At 63.8% G+C, this 26,142-nt stretch carries 25 protein-coding genes and 1 pseudogene; 9 read left to right on the forward strand and 17 right to left on the reverse strand.

Annotated features, from left to right (window positions below; genetic code table 11):
• The 3 genes from ACIPUD_RS38370 to ACIPUD_RS38380 form a co-directional block, all read right to left on the reverse strand.
• A partial coding sequence (locus tag ACIPUD_RS38370; protein WP_446482809.1) for a helix-turn-helix domain-containing protein occupies positions 1 to 212 on the reverse strand: 212 nt, incomplete at its 3' end.
• A 218-nt stretch (positions 213 to 430) separates the two neighbouring features.
• Entirely contained in the window at positions 431 to 1,090 is a 660-nt protein-coding gene (locus tag ACIPUD_RS38375; protein WP_018457063.1) for a TetR/AcrR family transcriptional regulator, read from the reverse strand.
• A 206-nt stretch (positions 1,091 to 1,296) separates the two neighbouring features.
• On the reverse strand, positions 1,297 to 2,145 hold the full coding sequence (locus ACIPUD_RS38380; protein WP_446482810.1) for a VOC family protein: 849 nt from the start codon (positions 2,143 to 2,145) through the stop codon (positions 1,297 to 1,299).
• A 210-nt stretch (positions 2,146 to 2,355) separates the two neighbouring features.
• Here ACIPUD_RS38380 and ACIPUD_RS38385 point away from each other — a divergent pair, with 210 nt between their 5' ends.
• Together ACIPUD_RS38385 and ACIPUD_RS38390 are read left to right on the forward strand one after the other, a co-directional pair.
• Entirely contained in the window at positions 2,356 to 3,249 is an 894-nt protein-coding gene (locus tag ACIPUD_RS38385; protein WP_446482811.1) for a sugar kinase, read from the forward strand.
• 32 nt (positions 3,250 to 3,281) lie between these two features.
• Positions 3,282 to 4,199, forward strand: a complete 918-nt coding sequence (locus ACIPUD_RS38390) for a ribokinase (RefSeq protein ID WP_446482812.1) — start codon at positions 3,282 to 3,284, stop codon at positions 4,197 to 4,199.
• Here ACIPUD_RS38390 and ACIPUD_RS38395 read toward each other — a convergent pair whose 3' ends face one another.
• Positions 4,200 to 5,420 (reverse strand): NAD(P)/FAD-dependent oxidoreductase, encoded by a 1,221-nt coding sequence (locus tag ACIPUD_RS38395; protein ID WP_446482813.1) that lies wholly within the window; start codon positions 5,418 to 5,420, stop codon positions 4,200 to 4,202.
• A gap of 224 nt (positions 5,421 to 5,644) precedes the next feature.
• Between ACIPUD_RS38395 and ACIPUD_RS38400 the strand changes: the two genes are divergently transcribed.
• Positions 5,645 to 6,439, forward strand: coding sequence for an enoyl-CoA hydratase/isomerase family protein (locus ACIPUD_RS38400; protein ID WP_354263555.1), 795 nt, complete (start codon positions 5,645 to 5,647; stop codon positions 6,437 to 6,439).
• Positions 6,440 to 6,456: 17 nt separating this feature from the next.
• Here ACIPUD_RS38400 and ACIPUD_RS38405 read toward each other — a convergent pair whose 3' ends face one another.
• From ACIPUD_RS38405 to ACIPUD_RS38420, 4 genes are all read right to left on the reverse strand, one after another.
• Positions 6,457 to 7,797 carry a TRAP transporter large permease gene (locus ACIPUD_RS38405; RefSeq protein WP_204510594.1) on the reverse strand — a complete coding sequence of 447 codons (1,341 nt, stop codon included), beginning with the start codon at positions 7,795 to 7,797 and terminating at the stop codon, positions 6,457 to 6,459.
• The gene (locus tag ACIPUD_RS38410) at positions 7,794 to 8,375 is read right to left on the reverse strand and encodes a TRAP transporter small permease (protein WP_247488782.1); all 582 of its coding nucleotides are present in this window, start codon (positions 8,373 to 8,375) and stop codon (positions 7,794 to 7,796) included. The genes ACIPUD_RS38405 and ACIPUD_RS38410 overlap by 4 nt, the downstream gene beginning before the upstream one ends.
• 149 nt (positions 8,376 to 8,524) lie before the next feature.
• Positions 8,525 to 9,532: a TRAP transporter substrate-binding protein gene (locus tag ACIPUD_RS38415; protein ID WP_204510592.1), complete on the reverse strand. Its 1,008-nt coding sequence runs from the start codon at positions 9,530 to 9,532 to the stop codon at positions 8,525 to 8,527.
• Between the two features lie 62 nt (positions 9,533 to 9,594).
• Complete coding sequence (locus tag ACIPUD_RS38420) at positions 9,595 to 11,325, reverse strand: IlvD/Edd family dehydratase (RefSeq protein ID WP_204510591.1); 1,731 nt, start codon at positions 11,323 to 11,325, stop codon at positions 9,595 to 9,597.
• A gap of 175 nt (positions 11,326 to 11,500) precedes the next feature.
• On the opposite strand from ACIPUD_RS38420, the gene ACIPUD_RS38425 reads away from it, so the two are divergent.
• Entirely contained in the window at positions 11,501 to 12,202 is a 702-nt protein-coding gene (locus ACIPUD_RS38425; protein ID WP_085352224.1) for a GntR family transcriptional regulator, read from the forward strand.
• Between the two features lie 181 nt (positions 12,203 to 12,383).
• Positions 12,384 to 12,800 carry a DUF1236 domain-containing protein gene (locus ACIPUD_RS38430; protein WP_446482814.1) on the forward strand — a complete coding sequence of 139 codons (417 nt, stop codon included), beginning with the start codon at positions 12,384 to 12,386 and terminating at the stop codon, positions 12,798 to 12,800.
• 66 nt (positions 12,801 to 12,866) lie between these two features.
• Here ACIPUD_RS38430 and ACIPUD_RS38435 read toward each other — a convergent pair whose 3' ends face one another.
• Positions 12,867 to 13,280, reverse strand: a complete 414-nt coding sequence (locus tag ACIPUD_RS38435) for a hypothetical protein (protein WP_085352135.1) — start codon at positions 13,278 to 13,280, stop codon at positions 12,867 to 12,869.
• Positions 13,281 to 13,580: 300 nt separating this feature from the next.
• Between ACIPUD_RS38435 and ACIPUD_RS38440 the strand changes: the two genes are divergently transcribed.
• Positions 13,581 to 14,852: an MFS transporter gene (locus ACIPUD_RS38440; RefSeq protein WP_446482815.1), complete on the forward strand. Its 1,272-nt coding sequence runs from the start codon at positions 13,581 to 13,583 to the stop codon at positions 14,850 to 14,852.
• 38 nt (positions 14,853 to 14,890) lie between these two features.
• Here the strand turns inward: ACIPUD_RS38440 and ACIPUD_RS38445 are convergent, their stop codons facing one another.
• Positions 14,891 to 15,715 (reverse strand): NAD-dependent epimerase/dehydratase family protein, encoded by an 825-nt coding sequence (locus tag ACIPUD_RS38445; RefSeq protein ID WP_204510589.1) that lies wholly within the window; start codon positions 15,713 to 15,715, stop codon positions 14,891 to 14,893.
• An 89-nt stretch (positions 15,716 to 15,804) separates the two neighbouring features.
• Here ACIPUD_RS38445 and ACIPUD_RS38450 point away from each other — a divergent pair, with 89 nt between their 5' ends.
• Positions 15,805 to 16,782, forward strand: a complete 978-nt coding sequence (locus ACIPUD_RS38450) for an SMP-30/gluconolactonase/LRE family protein (RefSeq protein ID WP_204510588.1) — start codon at positions 15,805 to 15,807, stop codon at positions 16,780 to 16,782.
• 131 nt (positions 16,783 to 16,913) lie between these two features.
• Positions 16,914 to 17,120 (forward strand): hypothetical protein, encoded by a 207-nt coding sequence (locus ACIPUD_RS38455; RefSeq protein ID WP_204510587.1) that lies wholly within the window; start codon positions 16,914 to 16,916, stop codon positions 17,118 to 17,120.
• 54 nt (positions 17,121 to 17,174) lie between these two features.
• Here the strand turns inward: ACIPUD_RS38455 and ACIPUD_RS38460 are convergent, their stop codons facing one another.
• Positions 17,175 to 18,605 (reverse strand): aldehyde dehydrogenase family protein, encoded by a 1,431-nt coding sequence (locus ACIPUD_RS38460; RefSeq protein WP_085352131.1) that lies wholly within the window; start codon positions 18,603 to 18,605, stop codon positions 17,175 to 17,177.
• Between the two features lie 206 nt (positions 18,606 to 18,811).
• Entirely contained in the window at positions 18,812 to 21,175 is a 2,364-nt protein-coding gene (locus ACIPUD_RS38465) for a transketolase (RefSeq protein WP_446482816.1), read from the reverse strand.
• 133 nt (positions 21,176 to 21,308) lie between these two features.
• On the opposite strand from ACIPUD_RS38465, the gene ACIPUD_RS38470 reads away from it, so the two are divergent.
• Complete coding sequence (locus tag ACIPUD_RS38470; RefSeq protein WP_014497003.1) at positions 21,309 to 21,770, forward strand: Lrp/AsnC family transcriptional regulator; 462 nt, start codon at positions 21,309 to 21,311, stop codon at positions 21,768 to 21,770.
• Positions 21,771 to 21,774: 4 nt separating this feature from the next.
• Here ACIPUD_RS38470 and ACIPUD_RS38475 read toward each other — a convergent pair whose 3' ends face one another.
• From ACIPUD_RS38475 to ACIPUD_RS38495, 5 genes and pseudogenes are all read right to left on the reverse strand, one after another.
• Positions 21,775 to 22,854 (reverse strand): zinc-binding dehydrogenase, encoded by a 1,080-nt coding sequence (locus ACIPUD_RS38475; protein WP_085352129.1) that lies wholly within the window; start codon positions 22,852 to 22,854, stop codon positions 21,775 to 21,777.
• Positions 22,855 to 22,913: 59 nt separating this feature from the next.
• Positions 22,914 to 23,855 (reverse strand): DMT family transporter, encoded by a 942-nt coding sequence (locus ACIPUD_RS38480; RefSeq protein ID WP_018457082.1) that lies wholly within the window; start codon positions 23,853 to 23,855, stop codon positions 22,914 to 22,916.
• Positions 23,856 to 24,040: 185 nt separating this feature from the next.
• Entirely contained in the window at positions 24,041 to 24,880 is an 840-nt protein-coding gene (locus ACIPUD_RS38485; protein ID WP_018457083.1) for an aldo/keto reductase, read from the reverse strand.
• A 45-nt stretch (positions 24,881 to 24,925) separates the two neighbouring features.
• On the reverse strand, positions 24,926 to 25,828 hold the full coding sequence (locus ACIPUD_RS38490) for an SMP-30/gluconolactonase/LRE family protein (RefSeq protein WP_377830616.1): 903 nt from the start codon (positions 25,826 to 25,828) through the stop codon (positions 24,926 to 24,928).
• Positions 25,829 to 26,018: 190 nt separating this feature from the next.
• Positions 26,019 to 26,142, reverse strand: a pseudogene (locus ACIPUD_RS38495) (IS481 family transposase); the annotation flags it as partial.

A 26,142-nucleotide genomic window follows, 5' to 3' on the forward strand; every position in this document is an offset into this window, starting at 1 on the left:
GAGCCCTTCCAGCGCCGCGCCCGGGTCTGCTGCTGAGCATAGCTTGGCTTGTAGCCGACTTGCCTGCCACGGTTCCGCCTCAGCTCCCGAGAGATCGTTGATGGCGGCCGATCCAAAGCTGCCGCGACTTGCCCGACCGAGCCGCCATTGGCCGAAAGGCGGGCAATTTCGCATCGATCGTCAAGGGAGAGCTGTTTGTAAGTCCGCCCCATGGCAACACCTCCAGATGGAAGTGTTGCACTTCGTTTGTGAACTCAGGGGACCCATAACCACAGGATGAAGTTTGGCGAAGACTGGTCGTTCGGGATTGGCACCACGCACGATCGATGGATCACGCGGTATGGGTCCTGGCCTTCGCCAGGACGACGTTGGGGGAGCAGTCCGACTCCACAATTTCCATTATCGCAAGCAGCGATACGACGAAGTCGCGCTAAACCGTCTGCGCCACCGCGGCGCGCGACTTCGGCGCCTTGGTCATAGCTAACAGCGCAGCCGACTGTCCCGTCAGCGCCGCCAGCACGAGGCCGACCATGTGGTCCAGCCGCTCGTCCTTGGCGTCCTTGGCCAGCAAATCGCGACCGAAGATCACGCTGAGCGTCGCCGAGTTCGACAGATAGAAGAAGCACAGTCCCGCGATCGAGATGTAGAGCTGGACAGGATCGACCGCGACCTTGAAGTCGCCGCCGGACACACCGCGCCGCACCACGGTGCCGATCATCTCGACGAAGGGCGAGTGCATCGACTTGACCTTGGTCGATTTCTTGAGATGCTTTGCGCGCGCGAGATTCTCGGTCTGGAGCAGCGACAGGAATTCGGGATTGCGCAGGAAGTAATTCCAGGTGAACTCGATCAGGCGGCGGATGGCCTCGGGCGGATCGAGATGTTCGAGATCGAGCCCGCGCTCCTCGCTGCGGATCTTGTCATAGGCGCCTTCGAGCACCGCGAGATAGAGCTCGTCCTTGTTGCCGACGTGATAATAGAGCATCCGCTTGTTGGCGCCGGCGTTGGCCGCGATGCGGTCGACGCGCGCACCGGCAAGCCCGTGCGCCGAGAATTCCTGCTTGGCGGCTTCGAGAATGCGCAGCCGCATCCCCTCGGGATCGCGCTGCCATTTCAGAGTTCGCTTTGCCGCTGCTTTCGCCAAACCGGTTGCTCGCTGGGTGCTATCAGGATGCCGTGTAACACGCGCTCGCCGTCATTGCGAGGAGCCCTTGCGACGAAGCAATCCAGACTGCCACCGTGGAGGGATTCTGGATTGCTTCGCTGCGCTCGCAATGACGGAGGGAGAGACTTAACCTAATCCACCGGCTTCGGCGAGCGCTCCAGCAGGACCGTCTGGATGCCGCAGGTGCCGGTCCGCACCGTCATCACCCGCGTGCCCGGCTTGCGGCCGTTGCGCACGTCGCTGATTTCGAGGCCGGCGGCGATCAGGCGGGCGCGCGTGGCGTCGATGTCGGTCACCCGCCAGCTCAGGCCCCAGAGGCGGTCATGCAGGGGATCGCCGCCCGCGACGGGGCGGCGCACCACCTCGACGACGAGATCGCCGCAGCGGAAGAACATCAGCTGGCCCCAATCCTGGTGCGAGCGGTCGAGCGCCAGATCGAGCCCGAGCCGCGCGCCATACAGCGCGGCGGCACGATCGGAATCCTCGGTCGTGATCACGACGTGGTCGAGCGCATCGATCGGCCCGATATCAGTCGTCTTCGAAAGCGGGCGCTCATCAGCCAGTTCGAGGAAGAACATGCGCAGGCCGCGCGTGAGCTCCGTGGCGGCGCGCGTCCGCTTCCAGTGCAGGACCGCGCCGCTCTCCGCGTCGCTGCTTTCGACTTCGGCAACCGGATCCGGCATGAGCGCCACCCGCTCCAGCCGCCGGTGCATTTTGCTCATGTCCGCGACACGAAAGCACAGGCTGGCGAGCACGCCTTCCTGGTCGCCGAGCAGCGCGCGCATGCGATCGGCGGTCACGCTGAAGCCGTTCGGCGCCATCAATTCGATCGTCATGTTGGCAAGAGTGAACAGCACCCGGTCGGCGCCCTCGCCCGAGTTCTGCCAGGCCGGCGCGCGCCCGAGCAGCGTCTGATAGGCCGCCCTGGCCGCACCGATATCCCTGACCAGTGCGACGAGGTGATCGAGGCCGGTGATCATGTTTCCCCCTGTTGACTGGCCCGGAACCATGGACCGAGAGACGGCGTTTGTCCGGGCTTGGCATTGCCCGGTGATGGTCGTATTCCGGCCGCATGCCGACCTCAAGCACTCCGAGCGGCGGTTTTGCGAATAATTTCAGCGGTCCCGCGGCGGAACCGGTGTTACAGTAAGCACGCCGGCCGGGACCACAAAGCGCATCACGGACAAGCAATGCAGGCTCTCTTCATCGGACAGACCTATATCGACGTCGTCTTCATTACCGACCACATGCCGACCGGCGACGAGAAGCACGTGGCTTCCGACTACGCGGTTTCCTTTGGCGGCAATGCGGTGACCGCGGCGTTCTGCTGCGCCAAGCTCGGCATCGTGCCCGATCTCATCGCCACCGCGGCCAATGACTGGCTCGGCCGCATGTTCATGGACATGTGCGCGAAATATGCGATCTCGCTGCATGGGCGGAAGGTCAACCAGTCCTCGCTGTCCTTCATCATGCCGAAGGACGGCAAGCGCGCCATCGTCCGCTGCCGCGACGACGACCACATTCATCCGTTCCCGATGCTCAATCTCGGAGGCTGTCGCGCGCTGCACGTCGACGGCCATCAACCCGATGCCGCGATCCACTACGCAAAGGTCTGCCGCGAGGCCGGCATCTTGACCTCGCTCGACGGTGGCGGCCTGCGCACCAACACGCATGAGCTATTGGAATTCATCGACGTCGCCATCGTTGCCGAGCGCCTGTGCGAGCAGATGGATCTGACGCCGGAGAAGATGCTGGATTACCTCAAGAGCCGCGGCTGCAAAATCGGCGGCATCACCATGGGCGAGAAGGGTCTGCTCTGGTACGACGAGACCGGAACGGTGCAGGTGATGCCGGCGATGCCGATCCCACGCGAGCGCGTGATCGACACCAACGGCGCCGGCGACGTCTTCCACGGCGCCTATGTCTATTCCTATCTCGCCCATCCCGGCAAAACCTGGCGCGAGCATTTTGATTTTGCCCGGGCAGCCTCGACCTTCAAGATCCAACGCCTTGGCAACGAAGCCGGCCTGCCGACGCTTGTCGACATCGCCAAGGTCAGGCACGAGTTCGAGGTCAGGGTCTAGCGTTCGCCGAGGTCTCTCATCCGAGGTTTTTTATGGGGCGCGTCTTCGTCGCCGGCAGCATCAACATGGATGTGGTGGCGACGGCCGATCGCCATCCGAAGGTCGGCGAGACCGTCGCCGGCAAGCAGGTGCTGTATTTTCCGGGTGGCAAGGGCGCCAACCAGGCGGTGGCGGCGTCGCGACTTGGCGCGCGGACCACGCTGATCGGCCGGCTGGGCAAGGATTCGTTCGGCGGTGAGCTGAGGACGTTCCTCGGCGCGCAAGGCATCGATCTCGGCGCGATCCGCGAGACCGCCGAAGCGCACACCGGCACGGCCATTATCACGGTGGCGGAGGCCGACAACACAATCGTCGTCATTCCCGGCAGCAATGCGCTCGTCGGCGTCGACGACATCGCGGCCGTCCTACTGGCAAAAGGCGATGTCGCGGTCAGCCAATTCGAGATCCCGCTGCCGACGATCGCCGCGTTCTTCCGGCGGGCTCGCGACACCGGCGCTACGACCCTGCTCAATCCGGCGCCGGCGCAAACCATGTCGGGCGAATTGCTCGCGCTCGTCGACATCCTCGTGCTGAACGAGACCGAGCTCGGCCTCCTCGCCGGCCTCGAGTTGTCCGACGCTGACGAGGCAGCGCGGATCCTCGACGTCGCGCGAAAACTTCAGGCGCGCGAGGACCAGACCATCTGTGTGACCCTCGGCAAGCGCGGCGTGCTGGCGCTCGCGGGACGCAAGGAGATTTCGGTGTCCGGCCGCGTGGTGAAGGCGCTCGACACCACAGGCGCAGGCGATTGTTTTGTGGGAGCGCTCGCGGCGCAGCTCGCCGACGGCATCGACTTGCGCGCGGCACTCGCCTTCGCCAATGCCGCCGCCTCGATCTCCGTGCAGCGCATGGGCGCGGGGCCATCGATGCCGACGGCCGCGGAAGTCGCCGCCGTCCTCAACGCCGACTGATCACGCCAGCGCGCCCTTCAGGTCAAAGCTTTCATCGGCGGCCTGCTCCGGCGTGATCGAGCGATCCAGGCCGAACAGGCGGCGGCCGAACATGTGGTCGCCGGCACGGTTGATCGATTCAATGCCGAGCAGATTGTCCCCCTTGTAGCAGAACGCCGAGAACGCCTTCTTGGCGGGATCGCCGCGGAGCACGACGCGGTCGTAGCCGGTGGTGAGGCCCGCGATCTGGAGCTTGTCCTCGCCCTGGTCGCTCCAGAACCAGGGATGGCTGTCATAGGCCTTGCGGTCGCCGGTCAGCCGCGCCGCGAGGCAGCGCGCGTGATCAGTGGCATTCTGCACCGATTCCAGCCGCTGCGATCCGCCGAAGCGCGGGCTTTTGAACAGCGCGCAATCGCCGATCGCCGAGATATCGGGATCAGCGGTCGAGAGATATTCGTCGACGATGATACCGGCCGCGACCGGCAGCCCCGCCTCCGCCGCGAGCTCGATATTCGGCAGCACGCCGACGCCAACCACGACAAGATCCGCCGGCAAATGCCTTCCGTCGCTCAAGGAGACGCCGGTGACCTTGCCGTCCTCCGCCTCGATCGCGGTTGCTTGCACGCCGAGGTGGATGCGGATGCCGGCCTCGCGATGCCGCGCCTGAAAATACTCCGACACCTCAGCCGTCACCGCGCGCGCCATCACGCGCGGGGCGAGTTCGAGCACGTCGACCTCTAGCCCCTTGATGCGCGCGGTGGCCGCGAATTCGAGGCCGATGAAGCCGGCGCCGATCACCACGACCCGCGTCTTTGACGGCATGATCTGCCGCAGCGCCTCGCTGTCGTCGAGGATGCGCAGATATTTCACGTCGGGAAGGTTCGCATTGGGCAGATCGAGCAGCCGGTTGCGGGCGCCGGTCGCCAGCACGAGGTGGCCGTAGGGCAGCGTCCTGCCCGAGGCGAGCAGCACCTTGCGCCCCGCACGGTCGATCGACACCGCGCGGCCCGCCACGAGCTCGATGCTCTGGTCCTGATAGAATTTCTCCGGCCGGAACATCAGGCTCTCCGGCCCGGCCACGCCCTTGATATAGGCCTTGGACAGCGGCGGCCGCTGGTAGGGCAGATGCGCCTCGTCATTGATCAGGCAGATGGGAGCGGAAAATCCCGCCTGGCGGAGCGATGCCGCGACCTGATAGCCGCCATGGCCGGCACCGACAATGATCACCGGACCATCCGTCATTGGACAGCCCATTTCCGCAAGACACGAGCGTCACCCATGTCGTCTCCTCTCTCTGATTTTGGCTTGCTAGCCTAGGAGGAGCCGGCGCTCGTGTCCGTCCCTAAACGAAGGCCGGCCCATTTGAGCCTATCGTTCCGGCTTGCGCAAGAGCACCAGGCGGGGATTGTCACTCCTCGCCTTCTGCGATTTAGTTCGTGCATCGACCTCATGCCGGGGATTTCAAGATGCCAGCTCCCGTCTCCCAGCCCGACGATCCCGCCTTGCTGCGGATCGATGGCCCGATCGCGACCATCACGCTGAATCGCCCCGCCGCGTTCAACTCGATCAATCTGGCGATTGCACAAAAGCTCGAACAGCTCGCGGCTTACATCGAGGGCGCCGACGACGTCAGGGTCGTGGTCCTCGAAGGCGAAGGCCGCGCCTTCTCGGCCGGCGGCGACCTGCAGACGATCGGCGCCGCCGCCGAAGCGGGCACGGTGACGCCGGTCGTCGGCGAGCTGTTGAAGCACTATCACGCCTTCATCGAGATCCTCCGGCGCATGCCGAAGGTCTCGCTGTCCAGCGTGCACGGCTCGGCGGCCGGCGCCGGCATGGGCCTCGCGTTCGTCACCGATCTCTGCATCGCCGCGGAGGATGCCAAATTCACGCCGGCCTATGCCAAGATCGGCGTCTCGCCGGATGGCGGATCTACGGTCGGCATCGTCAACACGGTCGGCTCCCGCCGCGCGCTGCAGATTTTCCTGGCCGAGGATAATTTTACCGCGCAGCAGGCCCAGGAATGGGGCTTGGTTGCGAAGGTCGTTCCCGCCGCCGACCTGAGGGCGGCAACGCGAACCCTCGCCGAGCGTCTGGCGCAGAACCCGATCGCCGCGATTGCCGGCACTAAATCGCTGATCTACCAAGCCGCCACCACGCCGGTGAAGCAGCAGCTCGACGCCGAGGAGCACAAGATCATCATGGCGATGAACACGGAGGAGTTTCGAACCGCCGTGAAGAAGTTCACCAGCAAGAGCAAGTAGCGGTCACTCGAGCAGGCTTACTTGGGACAGATATAGCCCGTGCCCGCCGGCGACTTGAAGCATCCGACCGATTCCGGCAGCACTTTCTGCGGCAGCCACAGCACCACACTCGGGAAATAGATCGCAAACGCGATCGTCCCGAGGAACACCAGATAGATCGGCAAAGCGGCGCGTAGCGCCTTTGCGAAACTGACGCCGACGAATTTCGAGGCCATCAGCAGCACCAAGCCGTAAGGCGGCGTGATCAGGCCGAAGGCGAGCGTGGCGATCAGCACCACGCCCATATGCACGGCGTTGATGTCGCCGGCTTCCGTCAGTGTGTTGACCAGCGGCATGAAAATGATGATGGTCGGCACCGGCTCGATGAAATCGCCGACGACCGTGAACAGCAGCACCATCAGCAGCATGATCAGATGCGGGTCGTTGCCGGCGAGCGAGGTGATGACTTCGGCGATGTAGCTTGCACCGCGCAAATAGGCGAGCATCCAGCCGAACGCATTGGCGGCGCCGATCGTGATCAGCGGCAGCGAGAAGATCAGGCCGGCGAGACAGAAATCGTACGGAATCTTCCTGATATGCCCGCGGTTGAGCGCTGGGATCACGACGACGACAATCCAGACCACGGCGACGACACCGGCTTCCGTCGGCGTGAACCAGCCGGTCAGGATGCCCCCCAACAGGATCACCGGAATCATCAGCGGCAGCGCCGCATCGCCGGCCGCGAACACCACCTGCCGCAGCGGCGCGCGCGGCTTGCGCAGGCCGGACGGGCCGAAGAAATAGCAATAGATCATCAACCCGAAGCCGATCATCAGGCCCGGCACGACGCCTGCCATGAACAGGCCGGCGATCGAGACATTGCCGACGGCGCCATAGACCACCGCGGTGATGCTCGGCGGCACCAGCGCCGCGATGGTCGATGCGGATGCGATGATCGCGGCGATGAAGGCGGGCTCGTAACCCTCGCGCTTCATCGGGCCGCCCAGAGCGCGGCTCATCACGGCGACGTCGGCGGTGGTCGAACCCGACATTTCCGAGAAGAACATACTGAAGACGACCACGACCTGCGACAGGCCGCCTCTGATGTGGCCAACGAGGGACACCGAGAGGTTGGCTATTCGAACCACCACATTGGCCGAGCTCATGAGCTCGCCGACCAGCAGGAAAAAGGGGATCGCCAGCAGCGCCTCGGAATCGACGCCGTCGAAGATTTTCTGGATGATTGCGGCGAGCGAGACGTCCGACAGCAGCGCGCCGATGAAGACACCGGCCATCAGCGAGAACGGCACGGGCACGCCGAGATAGCCGAACGACAGGAAGCAGACCGTCATCAACGCCAGAACAATGGGTGCGCTCACGGCTGCGCCCTCATCTGTACGTCGCTGATGACAGGCGCCCCGTCGTCCTCTTCGGGCGGCTCGGGGTGGTCAAAGCCGTTGCGCAGACCGTTGACGAGCTGCTCGATGGTGAACAGGCCGACCAGCACGCCCGACAGCGGGATGATCGCGTAGAGCGAGGCGATCGGCGTGCCCGACGGCAGGCGAAAACTGCCGAAGCCGCGGAGATAGTTCTGATATCCGTACAAGATCAGGCAGAAGGCGACGCCGAGCACCACGATCCGGATGATGACTTCGACGATCAGACGCGGCGTGCCGTGCATCGCCTCGGAGATCGCGGTGAGATAGAGGTGGTCGTTGCGCCGGGTCGCGGCCGCGGTGCCGACGAAAATCGCATAGATGAACAGCGTCGAGGTCACTTCCTGGAGCCAGAGCCAGGGATGGCCGATGGTACGGGTGACGATGTCGGCGGTCACCGACAGCGAGAAGCCGAAGCAGAGCACGCCGCAGAGGATCATCAAGGCGAGCTCGAGCCAGTCCAGCCCGCGCCATTTGAGGTGCCGTTGGCGTTGCACCAGCAGTTTGTCGGCGATTGTCATCACTATCCCCGTCGTCCCGGCGAAAGCCGCGACCCATATCCCCAGCTGCGTGTGGTCAAAGCAAGCTGGCGGCTATCCTGCCCCAAGCTCCGCCGCGGCGTATGGGTCCCGGCTTTCGCCGGGACGACGCGGAGGCAACGGTACGCGGCCTAGTTGATCGAGCGGATCAAATCCTTGATCTTCTCGGCGTGCGGGCCGAGCTCCTTGGCGAGCTTGTCGAGATAGGGATCGGCGATCGCCGTGAAGGTCTTCTTGTCGACGTTGTCGACGATCTTCACGCCCATCTTTTTCAGCTTCTCTGCCGCGGTGCGTTCGAGGTCGAAGGCCTTCTGCGGCTCCTTGGAGCTGACCTCGTTCCCCGCCGCCTGGACCCATCTCTTCTGCTCGGCCGACAGGCTCTGCCAGAGCTTGTCCGAGATGAACACCAGCGCGTTGTTGGCTTCGTGCTCGGTGATGTTCAGGACCGGCGCGACCTCGTAGTGCTTGTTGACGAGGTAGACGTTGATGCTGTTCTCGGCGACGTCGACGACGCCGGTCTGCAGGCTCGTGTAGACGCTGCCGAACGGCATGTGCACGGTCTGGGCGCCGTAGGCCGGGAACATGGTGTCCTCGGTCGCAGTCGCCTGCACCCGGATCTTCAGGCCCTTGATGTCGCCGACATTGTGGATCTCCCTCTTCGAGTACATGTGGCGCACGCCCTGCGAGCCGGTCGCGATGACGTGCAGACCCTGTGTGGTCTCGTCGATCATGGTCTTGAGCGCCTCGAACACTTTTGGATCGGCCAGACCCTTGACCACGTGGTTCTCGTCGCGGAACAGGAAGTGCAACGACATCACGCCCGCTTGCGGCGAGATCGTCGCGGTGTTCGCCGAGGAGATGATCGAGAACTCGACGTCGCCCGCCTTCACGAGCTGGAGCACCTGCGGCTCCTGCCCGAGCTGCGCGCCCGGATATTGATCGATGATCATGGTGCCTTTGCTCAATTCCTTGAGCTTTTCGGCAAAGAGGTCGCCCGCGATGGAGTAGCCGGTATTGCGCGGCTGGTCGTAGGCGAAGCGATAATGCTTCACCTCCTGCGCCGATGCGCCCGTGACGAACAGGATTGCGGCCGTTGCCGCCAGCCGATGCAAGAATCTTGGCATGGATCGTGCAATCATCGTTTCCCCCTGTTTTAACGCCCGCCGCTTTAGCGGTCTGGGCTACGCTTCCGGGTGGTTGGTCACCCACTTTTAGTTTTCTGCTCAGTCTTCTTCCCAGTCCTCTGCATGAAATCGAAGTCGCAGCCCTCGTCGGCCTGCATGATGGTTTCGTTGAACAGCCACGCATAGCCGCGCCGCGCCTCATCCGGCGCAGCCGCGGGCTTCAATGCCGTACGCCGCCGTTCCAGTTCGGTAGCATCCACCAGAAGCTCGATGCTGCGCTTGGCGACGTCGAGCCGGATCATGTCGCCGTTCTTCACCAGCGCCAGCGGGCCGCCGACGGCGGATTCCGGCGTGATGTGCAGCACGATGGTGCCGAATGCGGTGCCGCTCATGCGCGCATCCGAAATGCGCACCATGTCCTTGGTCCCAGCGCGCGCGAGCTTCTTCGGGATCGGCAGATAGCCCGCCTCCGGCATGCCGGGCGCGCCCTTAGGACCGGCGTTGCGCAGCACCAGCACGTCATCGGCCGTGACGTCGAGATCGGGATCGTCCACCCGCAGCGTCATATCCTCGACGGATTCGAACACCACCGCACGGCCCGTGTGTTGCAGCAGCTTTGGGCTCGCGGCGGATTGCTTGATAACCGCGCCGCGCGGCGCGAGATTACCGTGCAGCACGGCGAGGCCACCTTCCTTCTTGATCGGATTGTCCCGCGGACGGATCGCGTCCTGGCCGGGCACGTCTTCCGCGTTCGCCGCGATATCGCGCAGCGTCTGGCCGGTGATCGTCTTGGCATCGAGATCGACGAGATCGCCGAGTTGCGCCAGCAGTTTCGGCACGCCGCCGGCGTGATGGAAATGCTCCATGTAATGCTCGCCCGACGGCTTGAGATCGACCAGCACCGGCACCTCGCGGCCGATCTGGTCGAACACCCCGAGGTCGAGCCGGTGTGGCGAACGATGTGCCATCGCGGTCAAATGGATCAGGCCGTTGGTCGAGCCGCCGATCGCCTGGAGCACGACCTGGGCATTCTTAAAAGATGCCGGCGTCAGCACCTCGCTCGGCTTCGGACCTTTGGTCTTGGCCATCTCGGCGGCCACCCTGCCGCTCGCCTCGGCAAGGCGAAAGCGCTCCGCATGCGGGGCGGGAATCGTCGCGCTCATCGGCAGCGACAGGCCCATGGCCTCGATCATGCAGGCCATGGTGGAGGCGGTGCCCATCACCATGCAGGTGCCGACCGACGGCGCAAGGCGGCCGTTCACCGCCTCGATCTCGACATCATCCATTTCGCCGGCGCGATACTTGCCCCAGAGGCGACGGCAATCGGTGCAGGCGCCCAGCACCTCGCCCTTGTGATGACCAACCACCATGGGGCCAACGGGGATGACCACCGTCGGCAGGTCGGCGCTGATCGCCGCCATCACCTGCGCAGGAAGAGTCTTGTCGCAGCCGCCGATGACGATCACCGAATCCATCGGCTGCGCGCGGATCATCTCCTCGGTGTCCATCGCCATCAGATTGCGCAGATACATCGAGGTCGGATGCGCAAAACTCTCCGCGATCGAGATCGTCGGGAACACGAACGGCATCGCGCCCGACAGCATCACGCCGCGCTTGGCGGCCTCGATGATCTGCGGGACGTTGCCGTGGCAGGGATTGTAGTCGCTATAGGTGTTGGTGATGCCGACGATCGGACGCTCCAACGCGTCGTCGGAATAGCCCATGGCCTTGATGAACGCCTTGCGCAGGAACAGCGAGAAGCCGGCATCGCCATAGCTCGTCAGCCCTTTGCGCAACCCACTCGTCATCATACCACTCCCATTACCGGGTCATTGTCCTACAGACTGCCCCTTGATTGTCAATAAGACAGACGTCAAACCTGCCATTTACCCGTGTTGCGCGCTGGTGGAGACCAGATTATTGACAATCAGGGCCTTCCCTGCTCCACAGGACGAACCGGCCAAGCGCCGGGAGGCCGAGGGCATGTCCGACATTCACATCGCAGACGCCACGATGGTCCGGCGCGACGATCCGGACGACATCGTCGCGCGGCTCGAAGAGGACATCATCTTCGGCCGACTTGCGCCAGGCGCGCGCCTCACAGAGGACGCGCTGATGTCGGCTTACGGCACTTCGCGCCATTTCGTGCGGCAGGCCTTGGTGGATGCGGAGCGCCGGGGCATCGTCCGCCGCGAGAAGAATGTCGGCGCCACCGTGCGGTTTTACTCGGCCGAAGAGGTCCGGCAGATCTACGAGGTCCGGGAGATGCTGACGCGGCAGGCGGCGCTGATGATTCCCCTGCCCGCGCAACAAGGCCTGATCGACGAGCTCTCCGCATTGCAACGACAATATTGCGCGAGAGCGGATTTGCAGGACCTGCGCGGTATCCACGAGGCCAACGACGCCTTCCACCTCGCGCTGTTCTCGGCCTGCGGCAATCCCTATCTGGTGCGCTCGCTGCAGGACTACATGAACCTGACGCTGCCGATGCGCGCCAAGAACCTCGCCGACCGAGACGGCCTCGCGCAATCAAGGCGCCAGCACGAGCTGATGATCGAGCTATTGAAAGGCCGTGACAGCTGGGCGCTGGCCCAGCTGTGCGTCGATCATATGCAGTTCAGCAAGTCGGACTATCTGGCGCGGATTGGGGGTGAGCAAGCCGAACAGCAGGGCCCGCGTTCATAGATGGGAGACGTTCGCTTCGCGCGGTGGTGCAGTTCACGCGATACGGGCGCGCTGGATTGCCCGCAATTGCAGGCCGCACGAGCCCATTTCGGGCAATAACGCCCGCAGTCCACAACTTCTGGGGAACCTATGGTCGGCTTGGTACTTGGTCTTGCACCAATCCCCCACCATAGGAGCTGCCATGATTTGCCGTTTAGTCGGAGCCGCCGCTTTTGCCGTCGCCGTCCTGCTTCCCGTAACGACCCAGGCCCAGGGCGTTCCCGGAGGCGTCGAACGCGGTGCGCGGGATGGTGAGCGAGCGGCAGGGCCTGTCGGTGCAGTTGTGGGTGGCGTCGTCGGCGGCGTCGTTGGCGGCGTGGCGGGAGTCCTTGGTGTCGATCAACGTCCTCGCTTTCACTCCTACGTCGTCGAACAGCGGCGGCCCTCATATCAGTACCGCGAAGATGTGAGAGTCGGGGCGGTTCTTCCGGAAGAGGGCGTGACCTATTACGAGGTGCCGCCCGAGTACGGCGCCCGTGAGTATCGTTACACGGTGGTGAACGGTCGCACGGTTCTGGTCGAACCGCGAACCCACCGGATCGTTGAGATCGTCGAATAACAACCAAGGGCCGTCTTTCGAGACGGCCCTTTCGTTTGCGCAGATCTGAATCCCTCAAGTCCCGGTTCAGTACCGCCTCAGCAGACCGCGATCCACGCTGGCATCGCCATAGTCGGCGCAGGCTCTCTTCGGGTTTCTGATCAGATCGGTCCGGACGCGCCTGAACGTTTTGCCGGCAGCGTCGGACACTTCGGGGCGGAATTTACCGGGATCGGAGCTCTCGCCATCGCGGGCCTTGATGGCTGCAGCATAGGCGTCGATCATCGCCATCGCGGCATCCGTGCTGCCGAGAAGTCGGGCGCCGAGCTGTACACTGCCGGCACCATCGACCTCGTAGCCGACACATCGTTGTTCGAGCACCGCGGATGCGGTGACGAGCTGGTCGAGAAACGTCGCCTCGGCGTCGCCGAGCATCGCGGCCCGCGCCGGTCCCGACATGAACAGCGTGAGCAGTACGGCGGCTGGCAATTCGATTTTCATTGTCCTGGCTCGCGCTGCCGCCGTTGAGCCGTGATCGAGGCACCGATTGCCGAATTGCGGTCTCGCAAAATCGAGAGCCAGACGGCCAGAGCAACGTTGATCTGGATCAATGGCCGGAACGGCCAAAGCGAGGCTCAGGCCTTTGCGTCGCTCGCCCCGTGTGAATCGAGGCACCGCGCTGGGACGAACACTAAAACTGTTTGTCAAGCCATCGAAATTTCGCAGAGCCGGAAATAAATATGGGCCGGGCTCCGGCGCCACGTCGCGCGTCCTCCTCCACTCCCTCCCAAATGAAATGCCATGACCGAACAAACCCTGACGGAGCCGATCGCCGAGCGGCAAGCGCCATCCCGAGGCTTCTCGCGCTACCAGGCGATCCTCGTTGCGCTGCTGGCGCTGGTCCAGTTCACGATCATCATCGATTTCATGATCATGTCGCCGCTCGGCGCCATCATGATGCCGGCGCTTGATATTTCGGCCGCTCTGTTCGGCGTGGCGGTCTCGGCCTATGCGTTCAGCGCGGGGATTTCCGGCATCCTGGCGGCCGGCTTTGCCGACCGGTTTGATCGCAAGCGGCTGCTGTTGTTCTTCTACGCCGGCTTCACCCTTGGCACGATGCTGTGCGCGATCGCGCCCAACTATCATCTGTTGCTGCTGGGGCGGATCGTGACCGGCCTGTTCGGCGGCGTGATCGGCTCGGTCGTGCTCGCCATCGTCACCGATTTGTTCACGCTGCAATTGCGCGGCCGCGTCATGGGTTTCGTGCAAACCGCCTTCGCTGCAAGCCAGGTGCTGGGCATCCCGGCCGGTCTTTTCCTCGCCAACCAGTGGAACTGGCACGTCGCGTTCGGCGCGCTGGTCGGACTGTCGGTGATCGGGATGACCGCAGTGATGCTCCTGATGAAGCCGGTGAACGGCCATCTCGGGCTGAAGCAGGATCGAAATCCGTTCCGGCATCTGATCGCCACGGTCTCGCAGCCGCGTTATTGGATGGCGTTTTCGGTAACGACCCTGCTGGCGACCGGCGGCTACATGCTGATGCCGTTCGGCAGCGCCTACACCGTGCACAATCTCGGCATCGACATCGTGCATCTGCCGACGATCTATCTCGTCTCCGGCCTGTTCAGCATTGTCATCGGCCCGCTGGTGGGACGCGCGAGCGATGCCTTCGGCAAATACCCCACCTTCGTCTTCGGCAGCGCCATGTCCATCGTGATGGTGCTGATCTACACCCATCTCGGCGAGGTGAGCCTGACGGTCGCGATCCTGGTCAACGTCCTGATGTTCGTCGGCATCTTCTCCCGCATGATTCCTTCGCAGGCGTTGATTTCGGCAATCCCCGAGCCGGCGCAACGCGGCTCCTTCAGCGCGGTCGGCGCGTCGCTGCAACAGCTCTCCGGCGGGCTCGGCTCCGTGCTCGCCGCTGCACTCATCGCGCAGGACGCCGACGGTACGCTCCGGCATTTCGACCGGCTGGGATACGTCGTCGTGACGACGGCGGTGATTTCCCTGATCCTGATGTACTTTGTACAGAGGCCCGTCGCGGCCCAGGCCGGCAAACGCGTTGTCTAGGGCGTCGATTCCGACACCCTAGATTTGCGAATGCGCTCCTACCGCTTGGTCCAATCGATAATGCGACTTGTGTCGCCGTCGAAGTCGTTGCTGCAGAACGCGCCGCCCTGATAGTGATCGCCGACCGGATCGGGCTTCAGCTTGGCCTGCTCGGCCATCGCATGCGCCACATGATCCTCGGAGCGCCCCGTGGGACGGTAGCCGAACTCGTAGGCGCGGTGGTTGTCCCACCAGGCACGTTCGTTCAGGGACACGCCGTAGAAGATCTCGAAATGAATGTCGGGATGCTCGAGCCCGATCTGACAGAGCTGCACCAGATCTTCCGGCTTCAGCCAGATCGAGATCCGGCGAAGGTCCAGCGGCACGTCGCCGAAATTGCCAATGCGAAGGCACGTCACCTTCAGGCCATGCTTGTCGGCATAGAGCGCGCCGACCGCTTCGCCGAACACCTTGCTGACCCCATAGCGGCCGTCGGGACGCGGGGTCACGTCGGTGCCGATCTTGTGGTGGCGCGGATAGAATCCGACGGCATGGTTCGAGGAGGCGAACACCACGCGCTTGACGCCCTTGCGGTACGCGGCCTCGAACAGATTGTAGCCGCCGATGATGTTGGCCTGGAGGATGTCGTTCCAGGGACCTTCGACCGAATAGCCGCCGAAATGGATGATGCCGTCGACGCCCTCGCAGATCGCCTCGCACTGGGCGAGGTCGGACAGATCCGCCGCCTTGAATTGCTCGTTGGGGCCGAGATCGGCGGGCGGGCGGATGTCGCTGAGCAGCAGGTCCGGATAGATCGGCGGCAACAGTTTTCGCAGACGCGTTCCGATCCCGCCCGAAGCTCCCGTCATCAAGATACGCGGCATGTCTTTCCTCGCCTTTGGCAACCAATTTGCGGTCACATGTCTCTAATGATAGCAGGATTGTCCAGAGGGAACGAAACGAGAGAACCGACATGAATGAGGCATCGTCCCATCCCCAGGAGCGGCCAGGCTGGCGGCCGGCGAGCTACTATCCCGATCCGGCGATAAAGGCACTCGATCCCCGCTTCGAAAAATACTGGCTAAAACTCTCGGCGGTAGAGCGGCTGACGAGCGGCCTGCGCTGGGCCGAGGGTCCGGTGTGGTTCGGCGACGGGCGCTATCTCCTGTGCAGCGATATTCCGAACCAGCGCATCGTCAAATGGGAGGAGGAGACCGGCGCTGTCAGCGTGTTCCGCAAGCCCTCCAATTTCGCCAACGGCAATACCAGGGATCGCCAGGGCCGGCTCGTCACCTGCGAGCATGGCGGGCGGCGCGTCACCCGCACCGAATATGACGGCAGCATCACCGTGCTGATGGACTCGTTCGGCGGCAAGAAGCTCAACTCGCCGAACGACGTCGTGGTGAAATCCGATGGCGTGGTCTGGTTCACCGATCCCACCTTCGGTCTGCTCGGCAATTACGAGGGCTACAAGGCCGAGCCTGAGATCGAGCCGAACGTCTACAGGTTCGATCCCGCGACCGGCAAGGCGACCATCGTTGCCGAAGGCGTGCTCGGCCCCAACGGGCTGTGCTTCTCGCCGGACGAGAAAATCCTCTACGTCGTGGAATCACGCGGCGTGCCGAACCGCAAGATCCTCGCCTATGACGTCTCGCCTGATGGCACCACGATCTCCAACAAGCGCGTCTTCATCGACGCAGGCCCGGGCACGCCTGATGGCATGCGCTGCGACATCGACGGCAATCTGTGGTGCGGCTGGGGCATGGGCGATCCCGAGCTCGACGGCGTCGTGGTGTTCGCGCCCGACGGCGTCATGATCGGCCGCATCGCCCTGCCCGAACGTTGCGCCAACCTCTGCTTCGGCGGCGTCAAGCGCAACCGCCTGTTCATGGCGGCAAGCCAGTCGATCTACGCGTTGTATGTGAACACGCAGGGCGCGGTCGGGGGATAGTCGTCGCAGCTTCAGACCCCTCTCAGGATTCTCCATGACCGGCAAAAGGTTGGATCAACATTACGGGCGAATATGGCCTAGTTGTACGTCGAGCAGCATTGGTCGAGAGAGCGATTGCCTTAGATAATCTGTTGAAGACTCTGGAGGTCGATCAACCGCTTGATCAGAGTGACGACCTATTGTCGTTCGGTCCGCATTTCGGGCGCGAAGCCCTGAAAGCGATGAGCGCACGCCTGACAGAGTTGGGTTTCATTTATCATGACGATTTCTTCGAAATTGTGACGGACTACCCGGGGTGGTGCCGCCTGAAAGCACAGGGGGCAACCGTAAGAGAATAGAAAACGCCGGAGCGGTGTCCCGCTCCGGCGTCATGTTCACCCAGGCAGTAACGCCTACGCCGCGTTGAAGCCAGCGACGGCCTTCACTTCGAGGAAGTCCTCGAGGCCGTACTTGCCCCACTCGCGGCCGTTGCCGGATTGCTTGTAGCCGCCGAACGGTGCGCTGCGATCGTTGGGCACGCCCTGCAGATTGACGTTGCCGGCGCGGATCTGCCGCCCGACGCGCTTGGCGTCCTCGACGGAAGCGCCCGTAACGTAGCCGGCAAGCCCATAGGGCGTGTCGTTGGCGATGTGCACGGCTTCGGCTTCGTCCTTGGCGCCGATGATCGTCAGCACCGGTCCGAAGATTTCTTCGCGGGCGATGGTCATGTCAGGGGTGACGTCGGCAAAGATGGTGGGACGGACATAGAAGCCCTTGTTGACGCCTTCGGGCAGGCCCGGACCGCCGGCGACGAGCGTTGCGCCTTCGTCGATGCCCTTCTTGATCAGACCCTGGATCTTGTCCCACTGGCCGCGGTTGACCACGGGACCGATGGTGGTGCCTTCGGCGCGCGGATCGCCCGCCTTGGTCTTGTCGGCGACAGCCTTCGCGATCGCGGCGACTTCCTTCATCTTCGAGGCCGGCACGATCATGCGCGAGGGCGCGTTGCAGGACTGGCCGGAGTTGTTGAACATGTGCATCACGCCGCCGGTCACCGCCTTCGTGAGGTCGGCGCCTTCGAGGATGACGTTCGGTGACTTGCCGCCAAGCTCCTGGCTGACGCGCTTCACGGTCGGTGCCGCACGCTTGGCCACGTCAATGCCGGCGCGGGTCGAGCCGGTGAACGAGATCATGTCGATGTCGGGGTGCTCGCTCATGGCGGCGCCAACCTCGGGGCCGAGACCGTTGACGAGGTTAAACACGCCCTTCGGCACGCCGGCTTCGTGAAGGATTTCCGCGAAGATCAGCGCCGAGGTCGGGGTGAACTCCGACGGCTTCAGGATCATGGTGCAGCCGGCGGCGAGCGCGGGCGCGACCTTGCAGGCGATCTGGTTGAGCGGCCAGTTCCAGGGCGTGATCATGCCGACCACGCCGACCGGCTCGCGCAGCACCATGGCGGTGCCGACCGGTTCCTCGAAATGATAGTTCTTGAGCACGTCGAGCGTGGTCATGAGGTGGCCAAGACCGGCGCCGGCCTGCAGCTTCTCCGCCATCGGCAGCGGCGCACCCATTTCGTCGGAGACGGCGGCGCCGATCTCCTTAAGACGGCCCTTGTAGATCTCGATGACCTTGGTGAGCAGCGCGACGCGCTCGTCACGGCTGGTCTGGGAGAACGTCACGAACGCGCGCTTGGCGGCGGCGACGGCTTTGTCAACGTCGGCCTTGGAGCCCAGCGCAACCTCGTACATCGCCTCTTCCGTCGCCGGATTGACCACGGCGGTGGACTTCTTGACGGCGGGATCGACCCAGGCGCCGTCGATGTAGAACTGCATGCGATTGACCATAGTGAACCTCTTCTTGGGGGCTTGGGGGGCGTTTCGGCAGGCATCCTTGCACGAAAGCGCCGGCAATTGAACCCGCCATATGCGGGGCCAGCATTGCGGCGGACCGAGGTTATATGAGCCGATGGCGGAGGGGTGGCAAGGTCTCGATTGCCGTCGTCCTGGCCCAGTGCGCAATTGCGCACGGGGGCCAGGACCACGACGGAGAACTACACCGCCATCTTCCGATGCAACACCGGCGCGCCGGTGGTGAGGCTTTCGGCCGCATCGATGATGGCGTTGGCGTCAATGCCGTGGTGGCGGTAGAGGTCTGCGATGGTGCCGGTCTGGCCGAACTGCTCGACGCCGAGCGCCTCGACGCGATGGCCGCGGATGCTGCCGAGCCAGCCGAGCGCCGCCGGATGGCCGTCGATCACGGTCACGATGCCGCAGTCGCGCGGCAGCGGTGCGAGCAGTTTTTCGATGTGGCTGAGATGCTGCACGCCGCGCCGATCACGGCGCAATTTCCGTGCGGCGGTCCATCCCGCATGCAGACGATCTGCGGACGTGATCGCGAGCAGGCCGATGTCGCGCCGGCTCTCGCCGATGAAGCCGGTCGCTTCGATCGCTTCTGGCGCAACGGCGCCGGTATAGGCGATGACGGCTTCGGCATTGGGGCCCGGCTTGCGCAACCAATACGCGCCGTCGGTGATGCCCTGTGCGAGCTCGGGCGTCATGATCCGCTGCGCCTGCTCGATCGAGCGCGTCGAGAGCCGCAGATAGACCGAGCCGCCCTCACCCGGATCGCGCTGCATGTGATTGAAGCCCCACCCCATGATCACGGCGAGCTCGTCGACAAAGGCCGGCTCGAACGAGGCAAGGCCATCCTGCGCCATGCCGATCAAAGGGGTTGCGATCGACTGATGCGCGCCGCCTTCGGGCGCGAGCGTGATACCTGAGGGGGTCGCCGCCACCATGAAGCGCGCATCCTGGTAACAGGCATAGTTCAGCGCATCGAGACCGCGCTCGATGAAGGGATCGTAGAGCGTGCCGACCGGCAGCAGCCGCTCGCCGTTGATCTGGTGCGACAGGCCGAGCGCCGAGAGCATGATGAACAGGTTCATCTCGGCGATGCCGAGTTCGAGATGCTGGCCCTTGGGCGAGAAGTCCCAGTTGAAGGTGGATGGAATTTTCTCGCTACGGAATAAGTCCGCCTTCTCGCCGCGCGCAAACAGGCCGCGCCGGTTCACCCACGGACCGAGATTGGTCGAGACGGTGACGTCAGGCGATGTCGTCACGATGCGCTTGGCGAGCTCGCTGTCGCCGCGCGCGATCTCGTTCAGCACCAGCCCAAAACCCTGCTGGGTCGACATCTGCGGCGCCGGCTTGAAGGCAAGCTGCGACGGCACCTCGATAACAGGCGCGGTGAGCCGGCGGCCGTCCTGGTTGAACGGCACGCCCGCGAGGAAGGCGTCGAGCTCGGCGGCACTTTGCGCGAGACCCTCGTATCTGTCCCATTCGTGTCCGGGCCGGATGTTCTGGCTGTCGCGATATTTCTCCATCTGCGCGACCGTCATCAGGCCGGCATGATTGTCCTTGTGGCCCTGGAACGGCAGGCCGACGCCCTTGATGGTGTAGGCGATGAAGCAGACCGGGCGATCGTGATCGATGGATTCAAAGGCGTCCAGCATGCTCGCCATGTCATGGCCGCCGAGGTTCGACATCAGCGCCAGTAGCTCGTCGTCGCTGCGCTTGTCGATCAGTTTGGTGATGGGGCCCTGATCGCCGATCTCGTCGTGCAAATGTTTGCGGAACGCCGCGCCGCCCTGAAAACACAGTGCGGCGTAGAGTGCGTTCGGGCAATTGTCGATCCAGCGCTTCAGCGCCTCGCCGCCGGGCTCGGCAAAGGCCTCGCGCATCAGGCGGCCGTATTTCACGATCACCACGTCCCAACCGAAATTGCGGAATACGGTCTCGAACTTTTCCCAGAGACCTTCGCGGACGACGGCATCGAGCGACTGCCTGTTGTAGTCGACCACCCACCAGGTGTTGCGCAGGCCGTGCTTCCAGCCTTCCGCCAGCGCCTCGAAGATGTTGCCCTCGTCCATCTCGGCATCGCCGACCAGCGCAATCATCCGCCCCTCGCGGCGATCCTTCATCCAGCCATGCGCCTTGACGTAGTCCTGCACCAGCGAGGCGAACAGCGTCTGCGCAACGCCGAGGCCGACCGAGCCGGTGGAAAAATCGACGTCGTCGACGTCCTTGGTGCGCGAGGGATAGGACTGCGCGCCCTTGAAGCCGCGAAAGTTCTCCAGCTTCTCGCGGCTCTGCCGGCCGAACAGATACTGGATGGCGTGGAACACCGGGCTCGCATGCGGCTTCACCGCGACGCGATCTTCGGGTTTCAGCACGTGGAAATACAGCGCCGACATGATGGTGGCGAGCGAGGCCGACGAGGCCTGATGTCCCCCGACCTTCAGGCCGTCCGCATTCGGGCGGATGTGGTTGGCGTGATGGATGGTCCATGACGACAGCCACAGCGCCTTGCGAGCCAGCGCGGTCAGTGTGTCGAGGCGGGCGGTATCAACGGGCATGGCAATGCTCCCGGAAAACAGGTGCCCGATGATACCCCTGCAGGAAGCGCCAAACTTCTCAATTTTTCGCGCAATACCAGCCAATATTGGGATAGCTTACCAATCAGCAGGAAAAAACGACAGGTTCATCCCAATGCCCGACCTCGACGCCATTGACCGAAAAATCCTCGCTCTGCTCCAGAACGACAGCCGACTGACCATGCAGGAACTCGCCGACAAGGTCGGGCTTTCGGTGTCGCCATGCCATCGCCGGGTCAAGCTGCTCGAGGAACGCGGCGTCATCTCGCGCTACATCGCGACCGTGGACCAGAAGGCGCTGGGGCTGCATGTCAGCGTCTTCATCTCGATCAAGCTGGCCCGGCAGAAGGAGGAGGACCTCAACCGCTTCGCGCGCGCGATCTCGAAATGGGACGAGGTGCTGGAATGCTATCTGATGACCGGCAATCGCGACTATCTCTTGCGCGTGGTCGCCGCCGACCTCGCCTCCTACGAGACTTTCCTGAAGACCAAGCTGACCCGGCTCGACGGCATCGCCTCGATCGAGTCCAGCTTTGCGCTCAGCCAGGTGAAATATTCGATCGCGCTGCCGGTGTAAGGCATCACCGCCACGGCTGCACGATGATCTTGGTGTGAGCCTCAGGGTTGGCGAGATCTGCGAAAGCCTTTGCGACACCGTCGATGCCGACTTCCGCCGTCACCATTGCCGCCGCATCCACCTGCCCCTCCGCGATCAGGCGCAGTGACGCCGCGAATTCGTCCGGCGTGTAGCCGAGCACATACTGGACGTTGAGCTCTTTCATGATGCCGAGCATGGGCTCGCTCCTGTCGGTCTCCATGCACACACCGACCACGACGATCCTCGCATCGCGCGGCGCGCCTTCGAACACCTGCTGCAACAGACCGGGCACGCCGACGCATTCGAAGATGATCGCGGGCTTCAGCGCGGGCAGCATCGCCTGGAACGGCGGCCGGGCCGCCTTTTCGGCATCGGACATCTGCGCATGCTCGGCCCAGGTGGCATAGGGCTGCGACACCCGTGGATCCACGACGACATCGGCGCCGAGTTTTGCCGCAAGCGCGCGCCGCGCCGGCGAATAGTCGGCCGCGACGATCGGATGCAGGCCCTTGAGCTTTAGCGCCGCAATCACCGCGAGCCCAACCGGACCGCAGCCGATCACGAGCGGCACTTCGCCGCCTCGGATGTTGGCCTTGGCGACGGCGTGAACGCCGACCGCGAGCGGTTCGGTGAGCGCGGCATGCTCCGGCGCGAGACCGTTGGGCACCTCGAGCAGCAGCGCTTCGCTCAGCAGCATCGCCTCGGCATAGCCGCCAATATTGTCGTTGGAGTAACCGATACCTTCGATGCCCTGCGGCGTTACGAGGGCTGGCAGCGAGCAGACGCGCGTGCCCGACTTGAGCTTGCGCACGGTCCCCGGGCCGAAGTCGACGATCTCGCAGCAGAACTCATGGCCGAACACGACGTCGCGGGCGAGATCCATCGGCTTGCGGCCGGTCTTTCGCGCCATCTCCACCATGCGGTGGGCGTGCTGGCGCGCGTGCAGATCGGAGCCGCAGATGCCGCAGGCGAGCGTCTTGACCAGCACCTGGCCGGGGCCCGGCTTTGGCTCGGCCATCCGGTCGACGACAATCTCACCGTTCCTGAAAATCGCAGCGCGCATCCGGCTCCTCCCGTGGTGTTGGAGCCATTGATAGCACGAAGCGGACGCGCGAACTTGCGTCAGGGGTTCGGGGAACGCTCTTCCAGGATCAGGAGCTGGGCGCGGCGGATGCGCTCGCGATGGGCGATGTAGAGGCCGCTGGCGACGATGAAGGCCGCACCGGTGACGGTCCAGACATCAGGCACTTCGCCGAACAGGAAGAAGCCGAGAATGCTGACCCACAGCAACTGGGTGTACGAGAACGGCGCCAGCACCGAGGCATCGCCGTAGCGATAGGCCAGGACGATGATCCACTGGCCGACGGTGGACGCGACGCCGATCACGATGCCAAGCCCGATCGCGGTCCAGGTCGGCGTGACCCAGACGAACGGTACCATCAGGGAGAGGATCGCAACGCCCGTCAGCGCCGAATAGGCCATCGTGGTGAGGACGGCTTCACGCCCGCTCATCATGCGCGTCAGGATCAGCGCCGCGGCCCAGCAGAACGCCGAGACGATCGGGAAGAAGGCGGCGGCGTGAAACGCGCTGGAGCCCGGGCGCAGGATGATCAGCACGCCGGTCAGGCCGATCGCGGTCGCGATCCAACGGCGCATGCCGACCTTCTCGCTCAGGAAGACGATCGAGAGCGCGGTGACGAACAGCGGCGAGACGAAGCCGGTCGCGGACGCTTCTGCGATCGGCAGGAAGCTCAGGCCGGTGATGAAGAACAGCGAAGAGCCGAGCAATGCCGCGCCGCGCATCAACTGCAGGCCGAGGCGCTCGGTGCGCATCGCATGGAGCGGCGAGCCCGGCAGCATCACCGGCGTGAACATCAGCGCAAACGTCACGAAGCGGATCCAGGTGATCTCGATCGACGGCAGGCTCGACGACAGATATTTCGCGGTAACATCGGAGCAGCCGAGAAAGATCGTCGACAGCAGCACCAGCGCGATGCCTTTGAACGGGTGATCGACGCGCGCCGGCGCCCGTCGCGCCTGCGGCTTCTTTTCCGGCATGGGCATGGGAATACTGTCGAGCCTTGCGGCTGCGGCGGGCGGCGGGGTCACGGCTGGAACCTAGGAATGCGAATCGGGAATGATCGTAAAAAACGATAATTGCGCCGCTTTCACAACTTCCGAAAACAGGATGCCGATATGCGCTCACGTCCGCGCACGTCAAGACCCCATTAATAACGGGCGTTTGTGCACTACAGCATGGGCAGGCCGCGCGGCTTCGGACCGCGCGGAAACGCCGCATCGAGCGCCGCGATCTCGTCTTTCGTCAGCACCAGATCGCCGGCCGCAGCATTGTCGCCGGCATGTTCCGCGGACGACGCCTTCGGGATCGCGAACACCGTAGTTGCACGGGTGAGGAAACTCAGTGCGACCTGGCGCGGCGTCGCGCGACGCGCCTCCGCGATGCGCGCCAGCACCGCGCCGCCCTTGCTGTTGCTCGCAGGGAAATCATCGTGGCCGAATGGCGAATAGGCGACGACGGCGACACCATGCCGTTCGCACCACGGGATCACCGCGTGCTCGATCGCGCGTTCCTTCAGATGATAGAGCACCTGATTGCAGGCGATGCGGTGTTCGCCGGCGGCGTCGAGGATCTCGTCGAGATCATCGGCATCGAAATTGGAGACGCCCCAGGATTTGATCTTGCCGGCCTTCACCAGTTCCTCGAATGCGGCGACGGTGTCCTCCAGCGGATACGAGCCGCGCCAATGCAGCAGATAGCAGTCGAGCCGATCGGTTTTCAGCCGCTTCAGCGAGCGCTCACAGGCGGTGATGGTTCCGCGGCGCGAGGCGTTGCTCGGCAGCACCTTTGATACGAGGAACACTTCATCGCGTCGGCCCGCGATCGCATCCGCAATGACGAGTTCGGCATCGCCATACATCTCGGCGGTATCGATGTGGGTCATGCCGAGGTCGAGCCCGCGCTGAAGCGCCGCGATCGCGCGCTTGCGATCGCCATGGTCGAGATACCATGTGCCCTGCCCGATGACGGAGACGCTGGCACCCGTTTTGCCGAAGGGTTTCGTGTTCATATTTGCTCCGATACCACTCGTTCGCTCAGGCAACCGCCGTCGCGCTCAAGAGTTCAATACGCCGATGTCAGCGACCAATACGCTACCGGTTGCGGACTCCGTGATGTAGAGCCGATCCTTCTTCGCGCCACCAATGGCGACATTGGTGCAATTCGGACCTGCACACGACTTGACCCGCGCAATCAATTCGCCGTTGGGCGCGAACACGAAGACATGGCCGAGTGAGGCGTGACCGACGAACAGGCGGCCCTTGGCATCCATTGTCATGCCATCAGGGCCGCTGGTGCCGAACAGCGAGCAGAAGCGGCCAACCTTCGACACGCTGCCGTCCTTCATGAACGGCAGCCGCCACACCGCGTTGTCGCGCGTCATTGCGACGAACAGCACGGTCTCGGTTGGATCGAGCACCAGGCCATTTGGGCTGATACCAGTGTCGATCAGGCAATCGAGCCGGCCGCTTTGCGTCAGGCGATAGACGCGGCCGCTGGGGTCATGCAGGCCGGTCTGTCCCTGGTCGGTGAAATAGATGTCGCCGTTGGACGCGAGATGCAGATCGTTGCAGCCCCGGAAAGACTCCGAGTTGCGCGAGGTCAGCACCGGCGCAATGCGCCCTGCCCTGGCGTCGAACTCCATGATGCCGTGCCTGTAGTCGGCGACCAGGATGCGGCCGTCCGCCGCAATCTTCAGTCCGTTCGGCCAGCCCTCATATTCAATCGCCAGCGACCACTCGCCGTCAGGCGCAATGCGGAAGATGCGGCCGAAGGGAATGTCGACGATGTAGAGATTGCCATCCTTGTCGAACGACGGCCCTTCGATGAAGGAATCCGTCGGCACACCGGGCCGGTTGGCATCGGCCCAATCGGTGCGCTCGCCCTTGCGGCGGAATTTGTCGGGCATGGCGGAAAAGAGTCTGGTCTCGATCAGGCGCGGCGGCGTTTCCAGGTACATCATTGTTGTTTTTGTCGTTGTTGATGGGAGAGCGCGGCACCATAGGGCACAATGGGGCGTGCGTCGATTGGGCCGAAGCATAGCGCCCCGCCCTCGCTGTCATTCCCCGCGAAAACAGGGAATCCAGTACGCAGTGGCCTTAGCGCTTGATCACAGGCGTCTCGGCGTACTGGATCGCCCGGTCAAGTGTTTAGACCGGAGACATAGCTGACGCCTGTTCGGACACATCACTGACAGTTTGGCTGCGCGTCAAGTCGATTGATCCGACCTGCCAACTGGCAAAGAAGATTCCGTAGCGGCCGTCGCGGTCGAGC

This window comes from Bradyrhizobium sp. CAR08 (assembly GCF_052871955.1).

Excerpts from the sequence above, each read along its gene's own strand:
- ACIPUD_RS38415 (WP_204510592.1), bottom strand. The coding sequence starts at position 9,532 with ATGATTGCACGATCCATGCCAAGATTCTTGCATCGGCTGGCGGCAACG.
- ACIPUD_RS38410 (WP_247488782.1), bottom strand. The coding sequence starts at position 8,375 with ATGACAATCGCCGACAAACTGCTGGTGCAACGCCAACGGCACCTCAAA.
- ACIPUD_RS38465 (WP_446482816.1), bottom strand. The coding sequence starts at position 21,175 with ATGCCCGTTGATACCGCCCGCCTCGACACACTGACCGCGCTGGCTCGC.
- ACIPUD_RS38400 (WP_354263555.1), top strand. The coding sequence starts at position 5,645 with ATGCCAGCTCCCGTCTCCCAGCCCGACGATCCCGCCTTGCTGCGGATC.
- ACIPUD_RS38450 (WP_204510588.1), top strand. The coding sequence starts at position 15,805 with ATGAATGAGGCATCGTCCCATCCCCAGGAGCGGCCAGGCTGGCGGCCG.
- ACIPUD_RS38390 (WP_446482812.1), top strand. The coding sequence starts at position 3,282 with ATGGGGCGCGTCTTCGTCGCCGGCAGCATCAACATGGATGTGGTGGCG.
- ACIPUD_RS38485 (WP_018457083.1), bottom strand. The coding sequence starts at position 24,880 with ATGAACACGAAACCCTTCGGCAAAACGGGTGCCAGCGTCTCCGTCATC.
- ACIPUD_RS38445 (WP_204510589.1), bottom strand. The coding sequence starts at position 15,715 with ATGCCGCGTATCTTGATGACGGGAGCTTCGGGCGGGATCGGAACGCGT.
- ACIPUD_RS38430 (WP_446482814.1), top strand. The coding sequence starts at position 12,384 with ATGATTTGCCGTTTAGTCGGAGCCGCCGCTTTTGCCGTCGCCGTCCTG.
- ACIPUD_RS38475 (WP_085352129.1), bottom strand. The coding sequence starts at position 22,854 with ATGCGCGCTGCGATTTTCAGGAACGGTGAGATTGTCGTCGACCGGATG.
- ACIPUD_RS38460 (WP_085352131.1), bottom strand. The coding sequence starts at position 18,605 with ATGGTCAATCGCATGCAGTTCTACATCGACGGCGCCTGGGTCGATCCC.
- ACIPUD_RS38470 (WP_014497003.1), top strand. The coding sequence starts at position 21,309 with ATGCCCGACCTCGACGCCATTGACCGAAAAATCCTCGCTCTGCTCCAG.
- ACIPUD_RS38380 (WP_446482810.1), bottom strand. The coding sequence starts at position 2,145 with ATGATCACCGGCCTCGATCACCTCGTCGCACTGGTCAGGGATATCGGT.
- ACIPUD_RS38490 (WP_377830616.1), bottom strand. The coding sequence starts at position 25,828 with ATGTACCTGGAAACGCCGCCGCGCCTGATCGAGACCAGACTCTTTTCC.
- ACIPUD_RS38420 (WP_204510591.1), bottom strand. The coding sequence starts at position 11,325 with ATGACGAGTGGGTTGCGCAAAGGGCTGACGAGCTATGGCGATGCCGGC.
- ACIPUD_RS38375 (WP_018457063.1), bottom strand. The coding sequence starts at position 1,090 with ATGCGGCTGCGCATTCTCGAAGCCGCCAAGCAGGAATTCTCGGCGCAC.
- ACIPUD_RS38480 (WP_018457082.1), bottom strand. The coding sequence starts at position 23,855 with ATGCCCATGCCGGAAAAGAAGCCGCAGGCGCGACGGGCGCCGGCGCGC.
- ACIPUD_RS38435 (WP_085352135.1), bottom strand. The coding sequence starts at position 13,280 with ATGAAAATCGAATTGCCAGCCGCCGTACTGCTCACGCTGTTCATGTCG.
- ACIPUD_RS38440 (WP_446482815.1), top strand. The coding sequence starts at position 13,581 with ATGACCGAACAAACCCTGACGGAGCCGATCGCCGAGCGGCAAGCGCCA.
- ACIPUD_RS38395 (WP_446482813.1), bottom strand. The coding sequence starts at position 5,420 with ATGACGGATGGTCCGGTGATCATTGTCGGTGCCGGCCATGGCGGCTAT.
- ACIPUD_RS38425 (WP_085352224.1), top strand. The coding sequence starts at position 11,501 with ATGTCCGACATTCACATCGCAGACGCCACGATGGTCCGGCGCGACGAT.
- ACIPUD_RS38385 (WP_446482811.1), top strand. The coding sequence starts at position 2,356 with ATGCAGGCTCTCTTCATCGGACAGACCTATATCGACGTCGTCTTCATT.